The organism is Bacillus sp. EB106-04-02-XG92, assembly GCF_058791995.1.
The window spans coordinates 29283-51091 of sequence record NZ_JBYTEA010000009.1 but is presented as its reverse complement, the minus strand read 5'-3'; the positions used below and the strand labels follow the sequence as shown (position 1 = coordinate 51091).

The following is a 21809-nucleotide window of genomic DNA, read 5'->3' as shown; positions in this document are numbered from 1 at the left end:
GAAGTTGCGAAAACCAAGCTAAAGTAGGTAGTGTGGTGAGTCAACGTACAAGATACTTATGTTTTCACCGTAGGGACTACGGGTAGAGCCTGCTAAGATAACCGGTGGATACACCGGTGTTCGCAGGAATCTCCCACTTCAAACAGTCCGTAAGGACGTTAAGTGGTGAGTAGTTCAATAAATTGCAAATACAATAGAAAAGGTGCATATTTACATATCAATGAAAATATACACCTTTCCTCAGTAATATCATCAAAGCATTAGCTTCTATTACAAAAAATGGAGAGCATTTACATCATTCTATGAGCAACTCATATAGGTTTCTATGTCTCTATCAAGTAATTTTTCCATTATCCTCTTAAAAAGTAATACTCTTGATATATTCATTATTGCCTACACTTTATTTGCAGTTATTGGGCTGCCCTTTTCGTTCATAGGGTTGCATCTTTTGCACTCTCTACTTTTCAGTTAATGAAAGGGATGTTTCTTTTATCCCTTCAAATTCATTTAATAGGTACTTAGCTATCTTTTCAACTGCCGGGGAGCTCACTATTTCTTCATGTGATCCAGGGACAGAATACTTATTTACTCTTCCTTTTAATAAAGGTCCCCAATCTGTAAACAACTCTTTTCCCTCCTCAGCACTAAAGTAGATAACTTCCCCAAAGTATGGTATCAAGTCATGCTCTGCCATTATGTTCAGGCATTTCCTATGACCATTGATAACTTGCTTCAAATTCATAAGATCTGCATCAGGTGGGAGTACGCCTTCAATAATTAATCGCTCCACAAGCATATCTTGTTGATGGACGAGGCCTTCTTCCTGCTCAGTAAGATCTCTAGGAATGAAATGCTTAGATATATATGAGAGCATATCCTCACTCGTTTTATAGTCCTGCTTTGAAGGTACTTTAGTATCCATGAGTACCAACAACTCAACTTCCTCACCTTGATTCTTTAGCACAGTTGCGATTTCATAAGCAATTGCACCGCCTAAAGACCATCCTCCAAGACGATATGGGCCTTCTGGCTGAACACTTTTTATTTCTTCAATGTAAAGTTGAATTAGTTCCGGCAAGGTCAACTCATCAATTTCTCCCTTTTCTATAAGAGGATTCTGTAAACCATAAAATGAACAATGGTTCTTAAGTAATCTTGCTAGTTGAATGTAACAGAATACATTCCCCATAAACGGATGAACGCAGAAGAAAGGTCTTTTTTCTGATTCTTGTAGTGGAACTAGCGCTGCTACTGATTTCGTCATATCATGCTTATCACGAATAAGGCATGCGATTCCTTCCACTGTTGGATTCTTAATCAATGTAGACACTTTAATTTCTTTTCCAAACTTCTCCCTAATTTTTGAAACTAATTTAATTACAAGGAGAGAGTGTCCTCCTCTATTAAAGAAATCATCATTTACATACACATCTTCTATCTGTAAGACATCCTGCCAGATTTTAATCAACTGATATTCAATTTCATCCCTTGGAATGATTGGTGTAGAGAAGTTATTTTCTCTTTGAATAGTTAAATTGTTCAATGCCTTTCGATCAACTTTTCCATTCGTTGTAAGAGGAATCTCGTCTACCTTAATAAAGTGTGCGGGAACCATATAATTCGGTACTTGTGTCTTGAGATATTCACGCCAATCATGCATACTACCATCTCCAACTACATAAGCAACCAATCTCTGCTCTCCTAATTTATCCTCTGTTACCAAAACTACTGCTTCTTTTACCAATGGATGCCTCTCTAAATTCGCTTCAATCTCTTCAAGTTCAATACGAAAGCCCCTAATTTTCACTTGATTATCAATTCTTCTCAAGTAATCTAAATTACCATTAGGTAAATAACGAACCAAATCTCCCGTACGATATAAACGCTCTTCTTTATTAAATGGATGCCGGATGAATCGCTCGGCTGTTAATTCTGGACGATTCAAGTATCCTCTCGCTATACCTGCACCACCAATATATAGCTCCCCTGTTACACCAACTGGAACAGGTAACATATTTTTATCCAATACATAAGCTTTAACGTTAGGCAACGGACGGCCAATCGTTACCCTCTTACTATCTTTTTTGATATGATAGCATGTTGCATCAACCGTACATTCTGTAGGACCATATACATTGTAAAACTCAATTTTATCAGTCTTTACTAGCTGTTCCCATAATGACGGCATAATTGCTTCTCCACCGACCAATATCTTGCTTGGTACATGAACGTCAGCGCTCGTTTCTAACAAACCTCCATCTATAAGTAATTGAAGTAATGAAGGTGTCATATCAAACATTTCCAACTCATTCTCCCTAATATAGGACACAAATTGTTCCGGATTAGTGCGCACTTCGCTTGGAATAATATATAAACTTGAACCATAAAGTAGCATTTGTAATTGCTGAATAGATACATCAAAGGCAATTGACGCATTTAAACCGACTCTCATATTATTAGGTATCTCATGTGGGAAAACTTCTTTTTGTAAACCATATGATAAGTTTATTACAGAATGGTGCTGTACTAATGCCCCCTTTGGATTCCCTGTCGAACCGGAAGTGTAGATAACATACGCTAAGTTTTCCCCTGTAACCTCACATATTGGTGAAAGTTTACTTTCTTGAGAAATCATTGCTTGATCCCTATCTAGGCAAACTGTCTTGATGTCTTTAGGTATCCATCCTAGTAATACCTCATTTGTAACTAACACTTTAATTCCCGTGTCTTCTAAAATATATTGCAGGCGGCTTTCCGGATTCAATGGATCTAATGGAACATAGGCTGCTCCAGCCTTCCAAATTCCCATGAGACCAACAACCATCTCAACTGAACGCTCAAAGCAAAGGCCAACTAATGACTCTGTTCCAATTCCATATTTCTGTAGATGATGGGCCAATTGATTAGCTCTTTCATTCAGCTCCCGATACGTTAGTTGCTGTTTTTCATCCACTACTGCCACCGCATCTGGTGTACGATTCACTTGCTCTTCGAATAGTTGATGAATTACATTCTCACGTGGATAGGATATTGTATTATCATTCCATTCGTCCAAAACTTTCCTTTGTTCAGCTTCCGTAATATATACAAGTTCCGACAGAGTTTGATCAATGTTTTTGAGCATTTGCATTAATACTTGGCGTAAATGACCCAACATTCTTTTAATAGTTAATTTATTAAACTTACTACGGTCATACATTAACTTTAACGATAACTGGAGTCCTGGAACTACAGCCAACCCTAATGGGTAGTGGGTTTGTTCTACTCCTTCCAATTCACCAATTTCCAGATTTCCTGAAGACTCCTCTTTCACCGGATAATTTTCAAACACATATAAACTATTGAACAGCGGTGTTCCTCTAGGAACTTCACTCCACCCCTGAATCTCTGTCAAAGAAGCATACTCATATTGTCTTCTTTCTATCTCTTCCTCTTGTATCTTCTGCAACCAATCTATTACTTTTATATCATCCATCAATTGAATTCGCGTCGGTGACGTTGTAATGAAAGGACCTACGATGTTTTCAACATCAATAATCTCCGTAGAACGCCCTGAGCTTGTTACACCAAAAACAATGTCATTTTCTCCACTATATCGGCTCATGAGATATGCCCATGCACCTTGAATTACTGTACTCAAAGTAAGTTTATTGCGTTTCGCCCATCCTTGTAACGCTTGAGTCTGCTCTTCTGATAAATACGTAACCTTCTCTGTGTAACCTTTTTCTTCCTCTTTACTTTCTAAGCCCAGCAAAGTTGGCGCAGTAAAACCTTTTAGCTTCTCTCTCCAGAATTGTTCCGCCCGCTCCTTATCTTGCTCTCTTAACCATTGGATATATTTCTTATATGGTGAGGACTTAGGTAACTTCACAGCTTCTCCATTCATTCTCTTCTGATAGACTGTAAGTAATTCATTAAATACTAATGGTAAACTCCATCCATCCAGTAAAATATGGTGATGGGTCCAAACAATCCGATATTCTTCCTCACCTTCTTGAATGACTGTTACCCGCATCAATGGTGCTTCATCAAATTGGAAGGCTAGTTTTCGATCTAATGCCAAAAAGACTTTTCTTTTTTCCTCTATCTCTTCACTTGTCATTGTACGCCAGTCTTCTTTGTTCACTTTAAATGGGATATTTTCATACACCACTTGTACAGGTTCTTCAATTTCGTCCCATACAAATGCTGTACGAAAAATTTCATGCCGCTGAATTACAGATTTCCACGCCTGCTCAAATGTAGGAATATTCATTTTTCCTCGAATCATAAAACTCAATTGCACTATATACGGTGCAACATGTTCATCCCCTTGGTCATGCAATGTGTGGAAAATCATACCTTCTTGCAAAGGTGATAGTGGATATAAATCGGTAATCTGATTCTTCTTTCCGCGATGCATTTTGTTTAGTACATTTGTCAAACCTTCTTGGCTAAGATTAGCCATTGCAAAATCCGAAATGGTCAGTGCAGATTCTCTATCTGAAAATTGAATCAATGTACTCAGTTGATATAGCATATTCTGTGCAATACTTTGAATCGTTGATTTGGCAAATTGTCCAACATTGTATACCCAAGTGAACTGAAGTTTTCCATCCGTTACAACCCCAATTACATCAATTACATGCGATCGCTTGGAACCGGCAGCATGATCTAAACGCTTAAATTCGTTCTCCGGAATAAACATTGCATCGCTAGAAAACATTTGGTCAAATTGTCCAAGATAGTTAAAACTAATAGACGGTGTATATTGGGAGCTTAATTGCTCACACATTGTTGCGTTCATGTAACGCAACACCCCATAATCAACACCCTTATTAGGAATTTTGCGAACTTGTTCTTTAACTGCTTTTAATGCTGCAATTGGCGTATTAGCACTAGTAATATTTAAATGAACTGGGTAAATACTTGTAAACCATCCCACAGTTCTCGATAAATCAACATCTTCAATAATCTCTTCTCGACCATGTCCCTCTAAATCTACGCTCAATATCGGCTGCCCCGTACATGCTGCCGTAGCTTGTACTAATGCTGCTAATAATACTTCATTGATTTGGACACGGTGAGTGCTTAAAGTTTCTTGCAATAACATACGGGTCTCATTCTCATTTAACACCACAGTAATTTCCTCAGTTACTGCGCTTACTGGATTACTTATAGTACCATCTACCGGCAATTTAACTACGTCTTGTTCAGCCTGCTCATCCCAGTAATGTAGCACTTCTTTTGATAGTCCAGTTTCAGCGTAATGATGTAATTTCTCCGACCATTCTTTAAAAGATGTACTCTTCATAGGTAATTGAATTTTCTGCCCTTGGACTACTTGCTTATATGCTGTTTGCAAATCTTCCAATAAAATTCGCCAAGAAACACCATCCACGGCTAAATGATGAATTGTCCAAAATAATCGGCCAGCGTGCTCACCTTCATCAAAATACACCATTCTCATTAACGGACCATCATGTAAATTCAAACTTTCTTGTGCAACATTAATCTCTTTTTGAATAACCTGATGCCAATCAGCTTCCGGCACTTCGTCTAATGAAATGACAGTAAGCATCAATTGTTCTTCTATTCCTTCATTCCACTGTTTCCAAACCCCATTAGGTAAACGTTCATATCTTAAACGCAGAGCATCATGATGAAGTAGAAGGTTACCTGCCGCCTTTTCCAGTGATCCTATGTCCAATTTCTCTTTCGTTCTAAAGAACATGGATTGATTCCAATGATGTGGGTTAGGATGATTTTGTGCAAAAAACCTTTGTTGAATAGGTGTAAGTATCGTCTCTCCAGTTATAATTCCCTGTTCAGCTTGTACACCTTGTTCTTCTTTGACTACTTGCGCCAACTCAGCAATCGTTTGGTGTTCAAATATTTGTTTTGGTGTCAATTGTAAACCAGCTTGCTTCGCACGCGAGACAAGCTGAATGCTAAGAATTGAATCTCCACCAATTTCAAAGAAGTTATCATTCATACCAATACGTTTTGAACCTAGCACACGTTCCCAAATGATAGAAAGCTTATGTTCACGTTCATTTCTTGGGGCCACGTATCCTTCTTGTGTTCCTTGATAATCTGGTATAGGTAGCGATTTCCGATCAATCTTTCCATTTATGGTTAGCGGTAATTCTTTCATTTCGACAAAGTAGGAAGGTATCATATGGATTGGCAGTTTTGTTTTAAGATACTCTCGCCATTCTTCTAAACTGCCTTCGCCCACTACATAAGCTACCAGCCTCTTATCTCCCGACTGATTTTCCCTAACCATTACAACTGCCTCTTTTACTAAGTAATGCTCCTGTAAGGTCGACTCAATCTCTCCAAGTTCAATTCGAAATCCTCTAATCTTCACTTGATTATCCATTCTTCCTAAGTATTCTATATTACCATCAGGAAGATATCTCACAAGATCACCCGTTCTATATAACCTCTCGTCTTCTTTGAATGGATGTGAAATAAATCGTTCGGATGTTAACTCTGGACGATTCAAGTACCCCCTTGCTAGACCTGCTCCTCCGATATAAAGTTCCCCCATCACACCAACTGGAACTGGCAACCTATTTCTATCTAATACATAAGTTTGAACGTTCGGCAACGGACGCCCAATTGTTACTCTCTTACTATCTTTTTTAATATGATAGCAGGTTGCATCAACCGTACATTCTGTAGGACCATATACATTATAAAACTCCATTTTATCAGTCTCTACTAGCTGTTCCCATAATGAAGGCATAATCGCTTCGCCACCAACCAGTACCTTACTCGGAACATGAACACCATCGCACGTTTCTAACAATCCGACATCTAAAAGTAATTGAAGTAATGAAGGTGTTATATCAAAGATTTCTAACTTGTTCTCCCTAATATAAGCTACAAACTGCTCCGGATCACTTCGTACTTCATTTGGAATAATATACAAACTTGAACCATATAATAGCATTTGTAATTGCTGAATAGATGCATCAAAGGCAATTGACGCATTTAAACCGACGTGCATGTTAGATCGTATCTCATGTTCGAAAACCTCTTTTTGTAAACCATGCGACAAGTTTATTACAGAATGATGCTGTATCAAGACACCCTTTGGATTCCCCGTCGATCCCGAAGTATAGATAACATACGCTAGGTTTTCTCCTGTTACTTCACATTTTGGTGAAAGAATGCTTTCTTTTGAAATCATTGCTTGATCCCTATCTAGACAAACTGCCTTGACTTCTTTAGGTATCCAACCTTCTAATGACTCATTCGTAACTAATACTTGAATTCCAGTGTCCTCCAAAATATATCGTATGCGACTTTCCGGATATGATGGATCCAATGGAACATATGCTGCTCCAGCCTTCCAGATCCCCATAATACCAACAATCATCTCAACTGAACGCTCAAAGCAAAGTCCAACTAATGATTCAGTCCCAATCCCACATTGCTGAAGATAGTGGGCCAATTGATTAGCTTTTTCATTCAGCTCTCGATATGTTAACTGCTGTTTTTCATCTATCACTGCTACCGCATCAGGTGTACGATTTACTTGCTCTTCAAACAGCTGATGAATCGTACTTTCCTGCGGATATGCTACAGCATCATTATTCCACTCTTCCAACTGTTTTTGCTGTAATCCTGTTAATATAGGCAACTTAGCTAATGATTTATCAGGATTCTCCACGATTACATTCAACCAGTTCCCAAAATGTTCAGCCATGGATTCAATAGTTAAGCTATCAAATAAATCAGTTCTATAAACAAAAGTAAGTAATAAACCCTCTTCCACTTCTGCAGCAGTTAAACTTAAATCAAACTTAGCGATTGGAGCATTACTTTCCATTACTTCTATATTTCTTCCATGTAGTTCTGGTAGCTTCTGTCCCGCATTTTGCAAAGTAAACATGGTTTGGAAAATCGGAGAATAGCTTGTATTTCGTTCAGGTTGGATAACCTCTACAATTTTCTCAAACGGAACATCTTGATACTCATACGCCTTCAATGCTTTTATCCGCACTTGAGACAACAACTCTTGAAATGCCGGTGCATTACTTAAATCAGCTCGATAAACCAATGTATTGACAAAGAAACCAATCAGTCCTTCAATTTCTTGATAATTTCGATTTGCAATTGGGCTGCCAACAATAATATCCGTTTGTCCTGTATAACGAGAAAGGAAACTTTGATACGATGCCAATAAGGTCATGAAAAGTGTGGCCCCTTCTTGACGACTTAGTTCGTTTAATTTGTCCAGTAATGAGCGCGATAACAAAACATTATGAGTTAATCCATGATGGTTTTGCACTGGCGGACGCGGACGATCCATGGGCAACATTAAGACTGGTAACTCACCAGATAATTCTTCCTTCCAATATGCAAGTTGTTGATATAGTACTTCATCTTTCAACCATTCTCTTTGCCACTGAGCAAAATCGGCATATTGAACTGGTAGTGGTTCCAGCTCTGCTTGTTTTTCACCAATCGCATTCTCATAAAATGCCATCCATTCTTGAAGCAAGATTTCCATCGACCATCCATCCGAGATAATATGATGCATATTACACAAAAGAACCCATTCTTCTTCTGAAATTCTTATGAGTTTCCCACGGAACAATGGCCCTTGTTCTAAATCAAATGGAGATTCGACTTCAGTTTGAATCCATTGCTCCAACTTTCTTTCTCGCTCCTCTAATGAAAGCTTAGTTAAGTCCATTTGCAGAAGCGGACGGAAAACGTACGGTTGAATCTGCTGCACAGGATGGCCATCCTCTTCATAAAATACAGTCCGCAAAGATTCATGACGCTCTATCAACCGATTCCATCCCAACTCCAATGCCTCTGGTAACCAATTCCCTGTAAGGCGGCATACCATTGGCATATTATAAAGTGCACTATTAGGTGCAAATTGATCAATAAACCATAAACGCTGTTGGGCATAAGATAGTGGCATATTATTTCCGCGTTCCACCGGCACCAATGATGGAATTTCTCGTTTTTCGCTCCCCTTACGTAACTGATCTATTCGTTTCGATAATGCCTCGACCGTTGAATATTCGAACAGTTCACGTACTGGCAATTTGATTTGAAAGACTTCCTGTAAGCGTGAGACCACTTGTGTAGCAAGTAGAGAGTGACCACCGAGCTCAAAGAAAGAATCCTGAACATCAATGTCTCTTATTCCTAGCACTTGACTCCACACTGAAGCAATAAGTTCTTCCAGCGGAGTTCTTGGGTATACAGTATTTTCAGCGGATTGTTCACTAAGTATAGGCAATGCCTTCAAATCAAGTTTTCCATTCGGTGTAAGTGGTAAAAATTCCATCTCAATAAAGTTTGTTGGAACCATGTAATTTGGTAAATGTGTTTGTAGATATTCTCGCCATTCATGGACACTTCCTTCACCAACTACATAAGCTACTAATCTCTTATCACCTTGATGATCCTCTCGTACCAATACAACTGCTTCTTTCACAGAAGAATGTGCCTGCAAAACAGCTTCTATTTCTCCCAACTCAATCCGGAAACCACGAATTTTCACTTGGTCATCTATACGTCCATGGAACTGGAGATTACCATCAGAAAGATAACTTGCTTTGTCTCCTGTATAATAGAGACGTTCTCCTGACTTGAAAGGATGTGGAATAAATTTTTCCTTTGTAAGATCCGGACGATTAGCATATCCACGTGCAAGACTCTTCCCTCCAATATAGAGATCTCCAATTACACCAATTGGTACTAACTGAAGATGAGAATCTAACACATAAACTTCTGTATTCGCAATCGGTCGACCAATCGATGGCGTACCTGTTGTCACTCCTACGGGTACATAACAATCTGTGGTAACAACGGTATTTTCCGATGGACCATACTGATTAATTACCGCAAAAGGAATATTGTTAGATGGATACTGCGTTAATTGATCCCCACCAGTAATGATAAAACGAAGATCCGTTTTATCTGGCCAAGATAATTTCAAGAGCCTTTCCAGTATAGGTGTAGGTGCAAAGCTAGCTGTTATTCGTGAATCAATGAGCCAATCTCTTAGTGCTTCTGGATTAATTCTCAGTTCCTCTGTTGACAAGTAGAGCGCTGCGCCAGCAGTTAGATACGGCCAAATCTCCTGGACAGCCGAATCAAAAGCAACCCCTGCAATCTGAGTCGCACGATCCTCTGCTGAAATATGATAAACTTCCTGATGCCAAGAAACCATATTCATTAATGACCGATATTCAACCATGACACCCTTCGGTTTTCCTGTAGAACCAGAGGTATAGACAATATAGGCTAAGTTCTCTGGATTTATTTGACGTGTAGGTGCGATTACGCTTTCCACCGTTAACTCTTCTAACCTCACCATTTCGACGTGTGCGAAATGTCCTTCTTGTCCTTCTGCCGTCACTACAAATTGAATTCCCGCATCTTCAATCATGTATTCTAACCTTGATTTTGGATATAACGGATCTAAAACGACATAAGCTCCTCCAGCTTTTAAAATGCCTAGTAAACTTGCTATCAGCTCAGCTGACCTCGGAAGATAAACTCCTACCACTGACTCTGGAGCTACTCCCTTTCGCTGTAAAACATTTGCCAACTGATTTGCTTTTTTATCCAGTTCACCATAAGTCCACTGTTTTGTTTGATCAACTACCGCAATCGCATCAGGATGCATTGCTACTTGCTCCTCAAATCTGTCGCAAACAAGACCCTGATGAGACATTTCCATTACAGTGTCATTCCATGTTTCTAATAACAAAGTACGCTCGGGTTCTGATAGCATGCTCAGGTCATGCAACGGATTTTGTGGGCGATGAGAAACTTCATGTAGCCATTTCTCAAAGTGTCCTGCCATCCGTTCAATAGTAGTAGCATTGAATAAATCCTTATTGTACTCAAAAGTAAAAAGTAATCCCTCTTCCGTCTCAGCTGCCATTACACTTAAATCAAACTTTGCAATTGGACTATGGCTTTCTATCATTTCAATACTTCTACTAGATAATACCGGAAACTCTTGTTTCATATTTTGCAAGATGAACATAGTCTGGAAGATTGGCGAATGACTTGTACTTCGCTCCGGTTGCACAACTTCTACAATTTTTTCAAATGGAATATCTTGATATTCATACGCCTTCAATGCCTTTTGACGAACCTGATACAGTACATCTTGAAATGTCGGTCTACCACTCAAATTAGCTCGATAAACCAGCGTGTTAACGAAGAAACCAATTAGTCCTTCAATTTCTCTATAATTCCGATTCGCAATTGGGCTTCCGACCAGAATATCTTCTTGTCCCGTATAACGAGATAGAAAACTTTGATATGCAGCTAAAAGCGTCATGAAGAGTGTAGCCCCTTCTTTTCGACTAAGTTCATTCAATTTATCATGTAGCGTGCTTGGCAGAACCAGAGTGTATGTCGACCCGTGATGTGTTTGTATTGCGGGACGCGGGCGATCCATAGGAAGTTGGAGTACAGGAAGCTCCCCAGACAATTCTTCCCTCCAATATTGGAGTTGTTGATCAAGCACCTCCTCCTTTAGCCATCCTTTTTGCCACTGAGCAAAGTCGGCATATTGAACCGGTAATGGTTCAAGTTCCGCTACCTTTCCATCCGTTGCTTTCTCATAAAATGCCATCCATTCTTCAAGTAGGATTCCCATTGACCATCCATCTGAAATGATATGATGTAGAGTACAAAGGAGTATCCATTCTTCTTCTCCCACGTGCAAAATACTTGTCTTGATTAATGGACCCTCTGTTAAATCAAATGGCACTTCTGTTTCTTGTTGAATTAAACGTTTAACTTCTTCTTCTTGATCTTCAGAAGAAAGCATAGTTAAATCCGTTTTCGGAATTGATTGAAAAGCATACGGTTCAATTTGCTGTACGGGTTGACCGTTCACTTCGTGAAAGACCGTCCGCAGTGATTCATGACGTTCTATTAGTTGATTCCATCCCGTTTCCAATGCTTCAAGTAGCCAATTCCCTGTAAGGCGGCATACCATTGGCATATTGTAAAGGGCACTATTAGGTGTAAATTGATCAATAAACCATAAGCGTTGTTGGGCATAAGATAGTGGAATAGCTTCTCCCCGTTTCATTGGTATTAGTGGCGGAATCTCTCGTTTTTTATCTCCTTTACGTAACTGATCTAATCGCTTTGCCAGTGACTCCACCGTTGTATATTCAAATAGTTCACGTACTGGTAATTCGATTTGAAAAATTCCCTGTAAACGTGACACTACTTGAGTAGCTAGTAGTGAATGACCACCAATTTCAAAAAAGGAATCCTGAACACTAATATTTTTTATTCCTAACACTTGGCTCCAAACGGAAACGATAAGCTCCTCCACTGGTGTTCGTGATGAAGTAATATCTTCACTTACGAACTGTTCTTCTAGTTCCAGTAAGGATTTCCGATTCACCTTACCATTTGGAGTGAGTGGCATACCTTCAATTTGAAAAAAGTATGCTGGAACCATATAATGTGGCAGTTGCTTCTTGAGATATTCACGCCACTCTCCAGTATCCCCTTCGCCCACTACATAAGCTACTAACTGCTTATCTCCTGGTCGATCTTCCTTCACCAACACGACTGCTTCTTTTACAGATGAATGATCATGTAAAGCTGCTTCAATTTCTCCCAATTCAATTCGGAATCCTCTAATTTTGACTTGGTTATCTATTCTTCCAATATATTCTAAGTTACGATCATTCATATATCTCACCAAGTCACCCGTTCGATATAATCGTTCCCCGTCCTTAAAGGGATGCGGAATAAAACGTTCAGTAGTTAAATCTGGTCGATTTAAGTAGCCACGTGCCAATCCTACTCCTCCAAGGTAAAGTTCCCCTGCCACACCAATCGGGACCACTTGTTGATATTGATCTAACACATACAACTCTGTATTATCAATCGGACGACCAATCGGAATAAGTATTGGTTCTTTTTCTAAATCACAATCATAATAAGTCACATCCACAGTCGCTTCAGTAGGACCATACAAGTTAATTAACTTTGTTTGCTGAACATCATAAAATACCCCCTTAAACCGGCGAACCTGTTCCGTATTTAATGCTTCTCCACTAGTAAAAACCTGATTTAAAGACGAAACATTCCTTTTTGAGTTATATTGTTCCATGTAATCCAAGAAAGTAGATAACATCGACGGAACAAAATGCATGGTGGTCACACGATATCGTTCAATATACTCCTCAATCACCGCAGGATCTTTCTCCCCGCCTGGTGGAAGCAAACAAACACGTGCCCCTACAAATGACCACCAAAATAATTCCCAGACAGAAACATCAAACGAAAACGGTGTCTTTTGTAGGATTATATCCTCCTCAGATAATGGATATTTTTTCTGCATCCACTGTAGACGGTTGATAACCGAATGATGTTCAATCATTACTCCCTTCGGATTTCCTGTCGAACCCGAAGTGTATATGATATACGCTAAGTTATTTGCTGTTACTCCACTCACCGGAGCTAAATTACTCTCTTTAGAAATCATTACTTGATCCCGGTCTAAACAAATTGCTTGAATATCTTTAGGTAACCAGTCCTGTAGTGCCTCTTTTGTTAACAGCACTTGAATTTGTGAATTCTCCAAAATATATCTCAGGCGATTTTCAGGATAACTTGGATCCAGTGGGACATAAGCCCCACCTGCCTTCAAAATCCCAAAGAGACCGATAATCATATCAGGAGAACGTTCAATACATATACCGACCAATGATTCAGGTCCGATACCTCGTTTTTGTAGAAAATGTGCCAATTGATTCGATTTTTCATTAAGTTCTTGATACGTTAGCTTTCCACCCTCATAAACTACCGCCACTGCATCAGGTGTCCGTGCAACTTGCTGCTCAAATAGCTCATGAATCATACAATCATGACCATAAACTACGTCCGTATCATTCCATTCTTCTAGGAGTTGTTTTTGCTCGGTATCCGATAACATTGACAGCTTTGTATATGATTCATCTGGATAATACGTGATTTCCTTTAGCCAGTTCTCAAAATGTCCTGCCATACGTGCAATGGTACTACTATCAAATAAATCCGTGTTGTATTCAAATGAGACAAATAGACCTTCTTCCACTTCATAGGCAGTTAAGCTCAAATCAAATTTAGCAATAGACATATTACTTTCTACCATTTCAATACTTCTATCAGGCAAATCTAGTCGTTCTTGTTTTATATTCTGTAGCGTAAACATGGTCTGAAATATAGGGGAATGACTCATGCTTCGTTCAGGTTGCACAGCTTCTACCACTTTTTCAAATGGTATATCTTGATATTCGTAAGCTTTTAACGCCTTTTTCTTTGTTTGGTTCAAAATCTCCCGAAAAGTAGGGGTGCCACTCAAATCTGATCGATAAACCAACGTATTAACAAAGAAACCAATTAATCCTTCTACTCCCTTATGGTTCCGATTTGCAATCGGACTACCAACTAGAATATCTTTTTGTCCCGTATAACGAGCAAGAAAGCTCTGGTATGCGGCCATTAAAGTCATAAATAAAGTAGATCCTTCTTGTCGACTTATATCCTTCAATTGACTGAGCAATTTATAAGGAAAAATTACATGATACGCAGCCCCAGAGTAAGTCTGCTTAACCGGTCGAGGTCGATCCACTGGCAGTTGTAAGATAGGAAGCTCACCAGACAATTCTTCCTCCCAATACGTAAGCTGACGATTTAGCACATCACCTTGCAACCACTCCTTTTGCCACTTCGCAAAGTCTGCATATTGAATGGATAATGAACTTAATTTAGCAGGATTTCCGCCCGTTTCTTCTTCATAGAAAGCAAGTAATTCATTCATGAATATACCAATGGACCAAGCATCAGAAATAATATGATGCATCGTACACAGTAATAACCATTCATCCTTCTCTAATTGAACAAGCTGATTACGAATTAAAGGACCATTCATTAAATCAAATGGTTCTTGCGCTTCTCTCGCAATTAAACTATCTACCTCTTTTTCTTTTACTTCTAGAGGAAGTTGAGAGTAATCCCTTACAGGTAATGATCTAGGAAGGAATTCGACAATTTGTTGCACAGGCTGTTCTCCTATTTCTTTAAAAACAGTTCGTAATGATTCATGACGTTCAATGAGTCGATTGAATCCCTTCTCTAATGCTTCAGGTATCCAATTTCCTTTTAAATGCCATACTGTTGGAATATTATATAAAGAACTGTTTGGGTTAAACCTGTCCATAAACCACAAACGTTTTTGTGCATAAGACAACGGGAGTGCTTCTTTATTCTCCTTTTTTTGCATTTGCTCCTGAAGCCATGCTCTCTTCTCAGGAGAAAGTGAACTCAGCTTTGCAAGTAAATCACTTCTCATTTTTTTACCCCTTCCTCAATCAAATTACTCTCGAATATCCCTTGTGCTTCTTCCTCTGATAGCTCTTCTAATTGCTTAAGCAGTTCTAGTAATTCTTCATCATTACTGACTTCTGCTTCTTTTTGAATATAGTCTTGAAGACTTACATTCTCCTTACTATCATTCTGCATTTCTTGATCTTTGTTATAGAGCAATTGATCAATCTGTTTCGCCAATTGCTGCACCGTATGAAACATAAATAAATCATGCAATGGTATCTCGATTCCAAAAGCCTCTTTAAGATTGGAAACAGCTTGCGTAGCGAGTAGTGAATGGCCACCAATTTCAAAAAACGAATCTTGAATTCCGATGTTTTCCATACCTAAAACTTCATGCCATATCGAAACGATTGTTTTTTCCGTAGACGTACGAGGAGCAATATAACCACTTGCTATCTCCTGTCTCTCTGGTGCTGGTAAGGCCTTCCTATCAATTTTCCCATTAGGATTGAGTGGAAATGCATTTAATCCAACAAAATAGGCTGGAATCATATAATTTGGTAGTTGATTCTTGAGATAATCACGCCACTTTTGAGCATCCCCGTCTCCTACAACATAGGCAATCAAACGCGGATCGCCAGGATAATCTTCCCGCACCATCACAATAGCTTCGTTAACTAATGTATGCCTTTGTAATGCCGCTTCAATTTCTCCTAGTTCAATCCGGAACCCACGAATTTTTACTTGATGATCGATTCGTCCAACATACTCCAAATTTCCATCTGGTAAATACCTTACTAGATCTCCAGTCCGGTATACTCGATCTCCTTCTTTAAACGGATGCGATATAAAACAATTTTGCGTTAAGTCAGGGCGGTTTAAATATCCACGTGCTAACCCTGATCCACCAATGTATAGCTCACCAACTACACCAATTGGAACCATTTTTTGTTCGGCACTCAGTACATATACTTCTGTATTGAATATTGGTTTACCAATTGGTGGTACCCTATGCATGACACCCTTTTCTAATTCCATATACGTGGAATACGTAGTATCTTCGGACGGTCCATATAAGTTGTACACCTTTTCAATCGTACTTATCTCGTATAAACCTTGAACAAGCGAATATGGCAATGGTTCTCCAGCCAAATTCATCACCTTTACCGAAGAAGGTATTGTTTTTGTTCGAACCAGTTCCTTCGCTGCCGATGGCACAGTATTAACCAAAGTTACACCTTTGGAAGACAACTTCTCTAGATGTAAAGCATTTTCAGTGACAATCACCTTACCACCCATCGTTAAGGGAACAAATACTTCAAAAACGGATAAATCAAAAGATAGCGAAGTTGAAGCTAACACTCCCGCTAATTCCTTTCGAGAATACGTGTGATGCGCCCAATGAATCATTGTTACTGTATTCCTGTGCTCAATCATTACTCCCTTTGGATTTCCAGTGGAACCTGAAGTATAGATAATATAGGCTAAGTTATCGGCCGTCACTTCACTCATACATACCGTAGTTACTTCTTGTTCTATTTCTGCTCGATTACCATCAATACAAATCACGTCAACGAATTTAGGTATAACCATTTTTTGTTGTAACTTTTCCTGTGTCACCAGTACCTTTATTTGAGCATCTTCTAAAATGTACTGCAGTCGACTTTCCGGATACGTTGGATCAATTGGGACATATGCTCCTCCCGCCTTCATAATTCCTAAGAGACCGACAATCATCTCGGATGAACGTGTAACGCAAATCCCAACCAATGATTCGCATGTTACACCATTTTTTTGTAAATAATGTGCCAACTGATTCGAGCGTTCGTCCAACTCTCGATATGTTAGTTCTTCATCTTCGCACACTACTGCAATTGCTTCTGGTGTTTTTTCCACTTGTTCTTCAAACATTGTATGAATTGTGCTTTCTTCCATATCTATAACACCCGATTTATTCCATTCCTCTAATAGTTGCTTATATTCTATTTTCGATAACATATTCAGTTCTGATAGTACACATTTTGGATGAGAGACAATTTGATTTAACCAATGTTTAAAATGACTTGCCATCCGTTCAATGGTTGTATCATTAAACAAATCAGTATTATATTCAAAGGTTAGTGATAATCCTTCTTCCGTCTCAGAAGCAAATAAACTCAAATCAAATTTGGCAACAGAAGCATGGCTTTCCATGAGTTCCATTTGTCTTTCAGATAGCTGAACAAACTCTTGTTTCGTATTCTGTAAAGTAAACATAGTTTGGAATATTGGTGAATGACTTGTATTCCGTTCCGGTTTTACGGATTCTACCACTTTCTCAAATGGGATGTCCTGATACTCGTATGCTTTTAGCGCTTTTTTTCTTACCTGCGACAAAAGTTCTTGGAACGTCGGATTTTCACTGAAATCAGCTCGATAAACTAACGTGTTTGCAAAGAATCCTATTAATCCCTCAATCTCTTTCACATTTCGATTAGCGATTGGGCTTCCAACTATGATGTCGTCCTGTCCTGTATAACGAGAAAGGAAGCTTTGGTACGCTGCCATCAATGTCATAAATAAAGTGCATCCTTCTTGCAGACTTAAATCTTTGAGCTTTTCCTGTAGGGAATTCGCCACTATTAAGGACTGACTTGCACCACGATGAGTTTGAACTGCAGGTCGAGGACGATCCATCGGTAATTGTAAAACCGGTAGTTCCCCAGATAATTCTTCCTTCCAATATTGAAGTTGCTGATTCAAATTCTCTTCTTTTTGCCATTCCTTCTGCCACATGACAAAATCTGCATATTGGATAGATAACTCCTTCAATTCCGCCGGTTTGCCGCTTAATGCTCCTTCATAAAAAGCCATCCATTCTTCAAGTAAGATTCCCATTGACCATCCATCTGAAATAATATGATGCATCGTACAAATGAGAATCCATTCTTCCCTGTCCACTTTCAATAATCGTGTTCGAATCAGAGAACCTTGTCCAAAATGAAATGGTTCCTCAGCTTCGTTTTGAATGAGGCGTTTCATTTCTCTTTCCCTATCTTCCAAAGAGAGATCTGTTAGATTCGTTTGAGGAATATGTCTGAATACATGAGATTGAACTTGTTGAAAAGGTTCACCCTCTCGTTCTAGAATTGTCGTCCTTAATGATTCATGACGCTCCAACAATTGATTCCATCCGACCTCCAATGCTTCAATTGACCATTCACCTGTTAAGCGACACGCTGCATGGATATTGTACATAGCACTATTTGGCATTAATTGATTAATAAACCATAGACGTTTCTGCGCATAGGAAAGTGGGATAACTTCTTCTCGTTTCATAGGTACAAGAGGAGCAACCTCTCGTTTTTTATCTTCTTTTCGTAAATGATCCACTCGTTTCGCCAATGCTTCCACTGTATCGTTCTTGAAAAGTTCACGTAATGGAATTTTAATTTGGAACAGTTCTTGCAATCGAGAGACGATTTGAGTAGCAAGTAGTGAGTGCCCACCACGTTCAAAGAAGGAATCCTGAATGCCAATATTTTCTGTTCCTAACACTTGACTCCAAACCGAGGCAATAAGCTCTTCCGATGGTGTCCGAGGTAGCACATTTAAATCTTCAATAGCTTGCTCATCAGGTGCTGGCAAGGCCTTTCGGTCGATTTTCCCATTCGGAGTAAGCGGAAAGTGTTCTAACTCTATAAAGTGCGCTGGAATCATATGATTCGGTAATTGTTTTTGTAAATACTCTCTCCACTCTTGGGTATTTCCATCGCTTATTACATATGCAACCAATCGTTGATCACCTGGACGATCTTCTCTAACTAATACGACAGCCTCTTTAATAAACGAACATTTTTCTAAAGTTGCTTCAATTTCTCCTAATTCAATCCTAAAACCACGCATTTTGACTTGATGATCCATTCTACCTATAAATTCTATATTTCCATCAGTTAGATATCTTACTGAATCTCCTGTTCGATATAGTCGTTCCCCCAATCGAAATGGGTGCGAAATGAATTTTTCAGCAGTAAGATTCTGACGATTTAAGTATCCACGCGCTAAACCAGCACCACCAATATATAACTCACCCTCAGTTCCTATTGATTGCAAGCGTTGATTTTGGTCTAATACATATAATTGCGTGTTCTGTATTGGCTGCCCAATAGAAACAAATTCTTGATTAGGCTGAATATCAAATGCATTCACATAAATAGTGGCTTCAGTTGGTCCATAAAAGTTGGTTAATTTCACTTGTCCACTATAATTCCATTTCTGTTGAAATCGTCTAACTAACCCTGAACTTAGTTCTTCTCCACCAGAAAATACATGGCGTACAGAGGAACAATTCATGTTCAATTCAATATGATTGAATTGATCTAAGAAAACAGATAACATCGAAGGTACAAATTGAACTATAGTGACCTGATGTTGTTTAATAACTTCAGCTATAATAGAAGGATCTTTTTCTCCACCTGGAGGTAAGAAAGATACACTTGCACCAACGTGAATGCCCCAAAACAATTCCCAAACAGAGACATCAAATGAGAATGGCGTTTTCTGCAAGACCACATCCTTTTCAGAAAGTGGATATTTATGTTGCATCCATTCTAGATAATTAATTACTGAATGATGCTCAATCATTACTCCCTTTGGATTCCCTGTAGATCCTGAAGTATACATAACATACGCTAAATTTTCTCCTGTTACACCACTTATACATGGGGTTGATTCTTCTTTTTCAATTGCAGTGTAATCTTTATTCATACAAATCGTTTCTATATTTTCAGATACAAACAAGTTTTTAGAATTTTCTTCCGTCACTAGTACTTCGATTCCAGCATCCTCTAATATATATCGAAGCCGACTCTCTGGATAAGTAGGGTCAAGTGGAACATACGCTGCTCCTGATTTTAGAATACCTAATAACGCTATCATCATTTGTAATGAACGTTCCATATATACACCAACTAGAGACTCTGGGCCTACACCATGCTTTTGTAAATAATGAGCTAGCTGATTTGCACGCTTATCCAACTCTTTATAGGTAATTTGTTCATTTTCGTAACTAGCCGCGATTGCTTCCGGCGTTTTTTTAACTTGCTCCTCAAACATTGTATGAACCATGCCTTCAGCCGAATAATTAACTTGAGTATGATTCCATTCCTCTAGTAACTGTATCTGTTCTTCTTCTGTTAAATGAGTAATTTCAAATAGTTTTGAATCTAGGCTCTTCGTCATCTGAATTAATATTTGCAATAAGTGATTCTGGATCCGATTTATTGTTTCTTCATTAAAAAAGCTTCGATCATACATCAACTTTAAAGTAATTTTCTTACCGGGCATTACAATGAGTGTTAAAGGATAATTTGTTTGTTCCGTGCTTTTAACATCTAGTAATCTTAAATCATCATTTCTCTCACCTTGAATTGGATAATTTTCAAACACATACAAGGTATGAAATAAGGAGCTATTTCGCGGAACCTCACTCCAGCCTTGAATATCTATCAACGAATTATACTCATACTGTCTTCGTTCCATTTCTTTCATTTGTATTTTACGAAGCCAATCTACTACTGATGTATTATCCGTTAATCGAATTCTGGTAGGTAATGTGTTAATAAATAGCCCCACCATATTCCCTGCTCCCATTAAATCAGTAGGACGTCCAGCGCTAGTTACGCCAAATACGACGTCACTGTCACCGCTATACCTACTCATCAAATAAGCCCATGCACCTTGTACTAACGTATTCAATGTTAATCGACTATTTCGTACCCACTCTTGTAAATTCTCAGTGAGTTCCTCAGATACCTGATAAACACACTCTCCATAGCCCTTCTCCTGCCCTTGATCCTTTCTTTCCATCGCTAATGGCGTAGGTGCATAGAACCCTTTTAATTCTTCTTTCCAAAATTCCTCTGCTTGACTTTGATCTTGTTTATTTATCCACTGGATATATTTTTTATAAGGAAGAGATTTAGGAAGATTCAACAATTCTCCCTTTATCATCTTGAGATAAACTTCCATCACTTCACTAAAGACCAATGAAACACTCCAACCATCTAGCAAAATATGATGATGTGTCCAAATAATTCTCGTTTCCCCTTCTGCTTCTTTAATCGCAGTAACTCTCATCAATGGTGCTTCATCCAATAAAAATCCTTTCCTACGATCTGCAATCAAAAACTGGTGTAATTTCTTCTCCTTCTCCTCATGCGAATGGGTACTCCAATCCTCTTGATGAATAGTAAAAGGAAGACGTTCGTAAACTGCTTGTAGAGGTTTTTCTACTTCCTCCCAAACAAATACTGAGCGCAGAACCTCATGTCGTTGAATAACATATTTCCAAGCTTTTTCAAAAGTAGCAACATCCAATTGCCCCCCGAGCAAGAAACCTACTTGTACAATATAGGAAAAAGAATATTCATCATCTTGATCGTATAAAGTATGAAACAGTATTCCTTTTTGCAAAGGTGATAAACCATATATATCAATAACGTCTCCCATTT

Annotated in this window: 2 protein-coding genes; both read right to left on the bottom strand. The window is 38.7% G+C overall.

The window, feature by feature from the left end:
* Positions 1–457: 457 nt before the first annotated feature.
* Positions 458–15340: a non-ribosomal peptide synthetase gene (locus AC3WVA_RS20625; protein WP_492322137.1), complete on the bottom strand. Its 14883-nt coding sequence runs from the start codon at positions 15338–15340 to the stop codon at positions 458–460.
* The gene (locus AC3WVA_RS20620; protein ID WP_492322136.1) at positions 15337–21807 is read right to left on the bottom strand and encodes an amino acid adenylation domain-containing protein; all 6471 of its coding nucleotides are present in this window, start codon (positions 21805–21807) and stop codon (positions 15337–15339) included. Before AC3WVA_RS20620 ends, AC3WVA_RS20625 begins: the two co-directional genes overlap by 4 nt.
* Between the last annotated feature and the right edge of the window lie 2 nt (positions 21808–21809).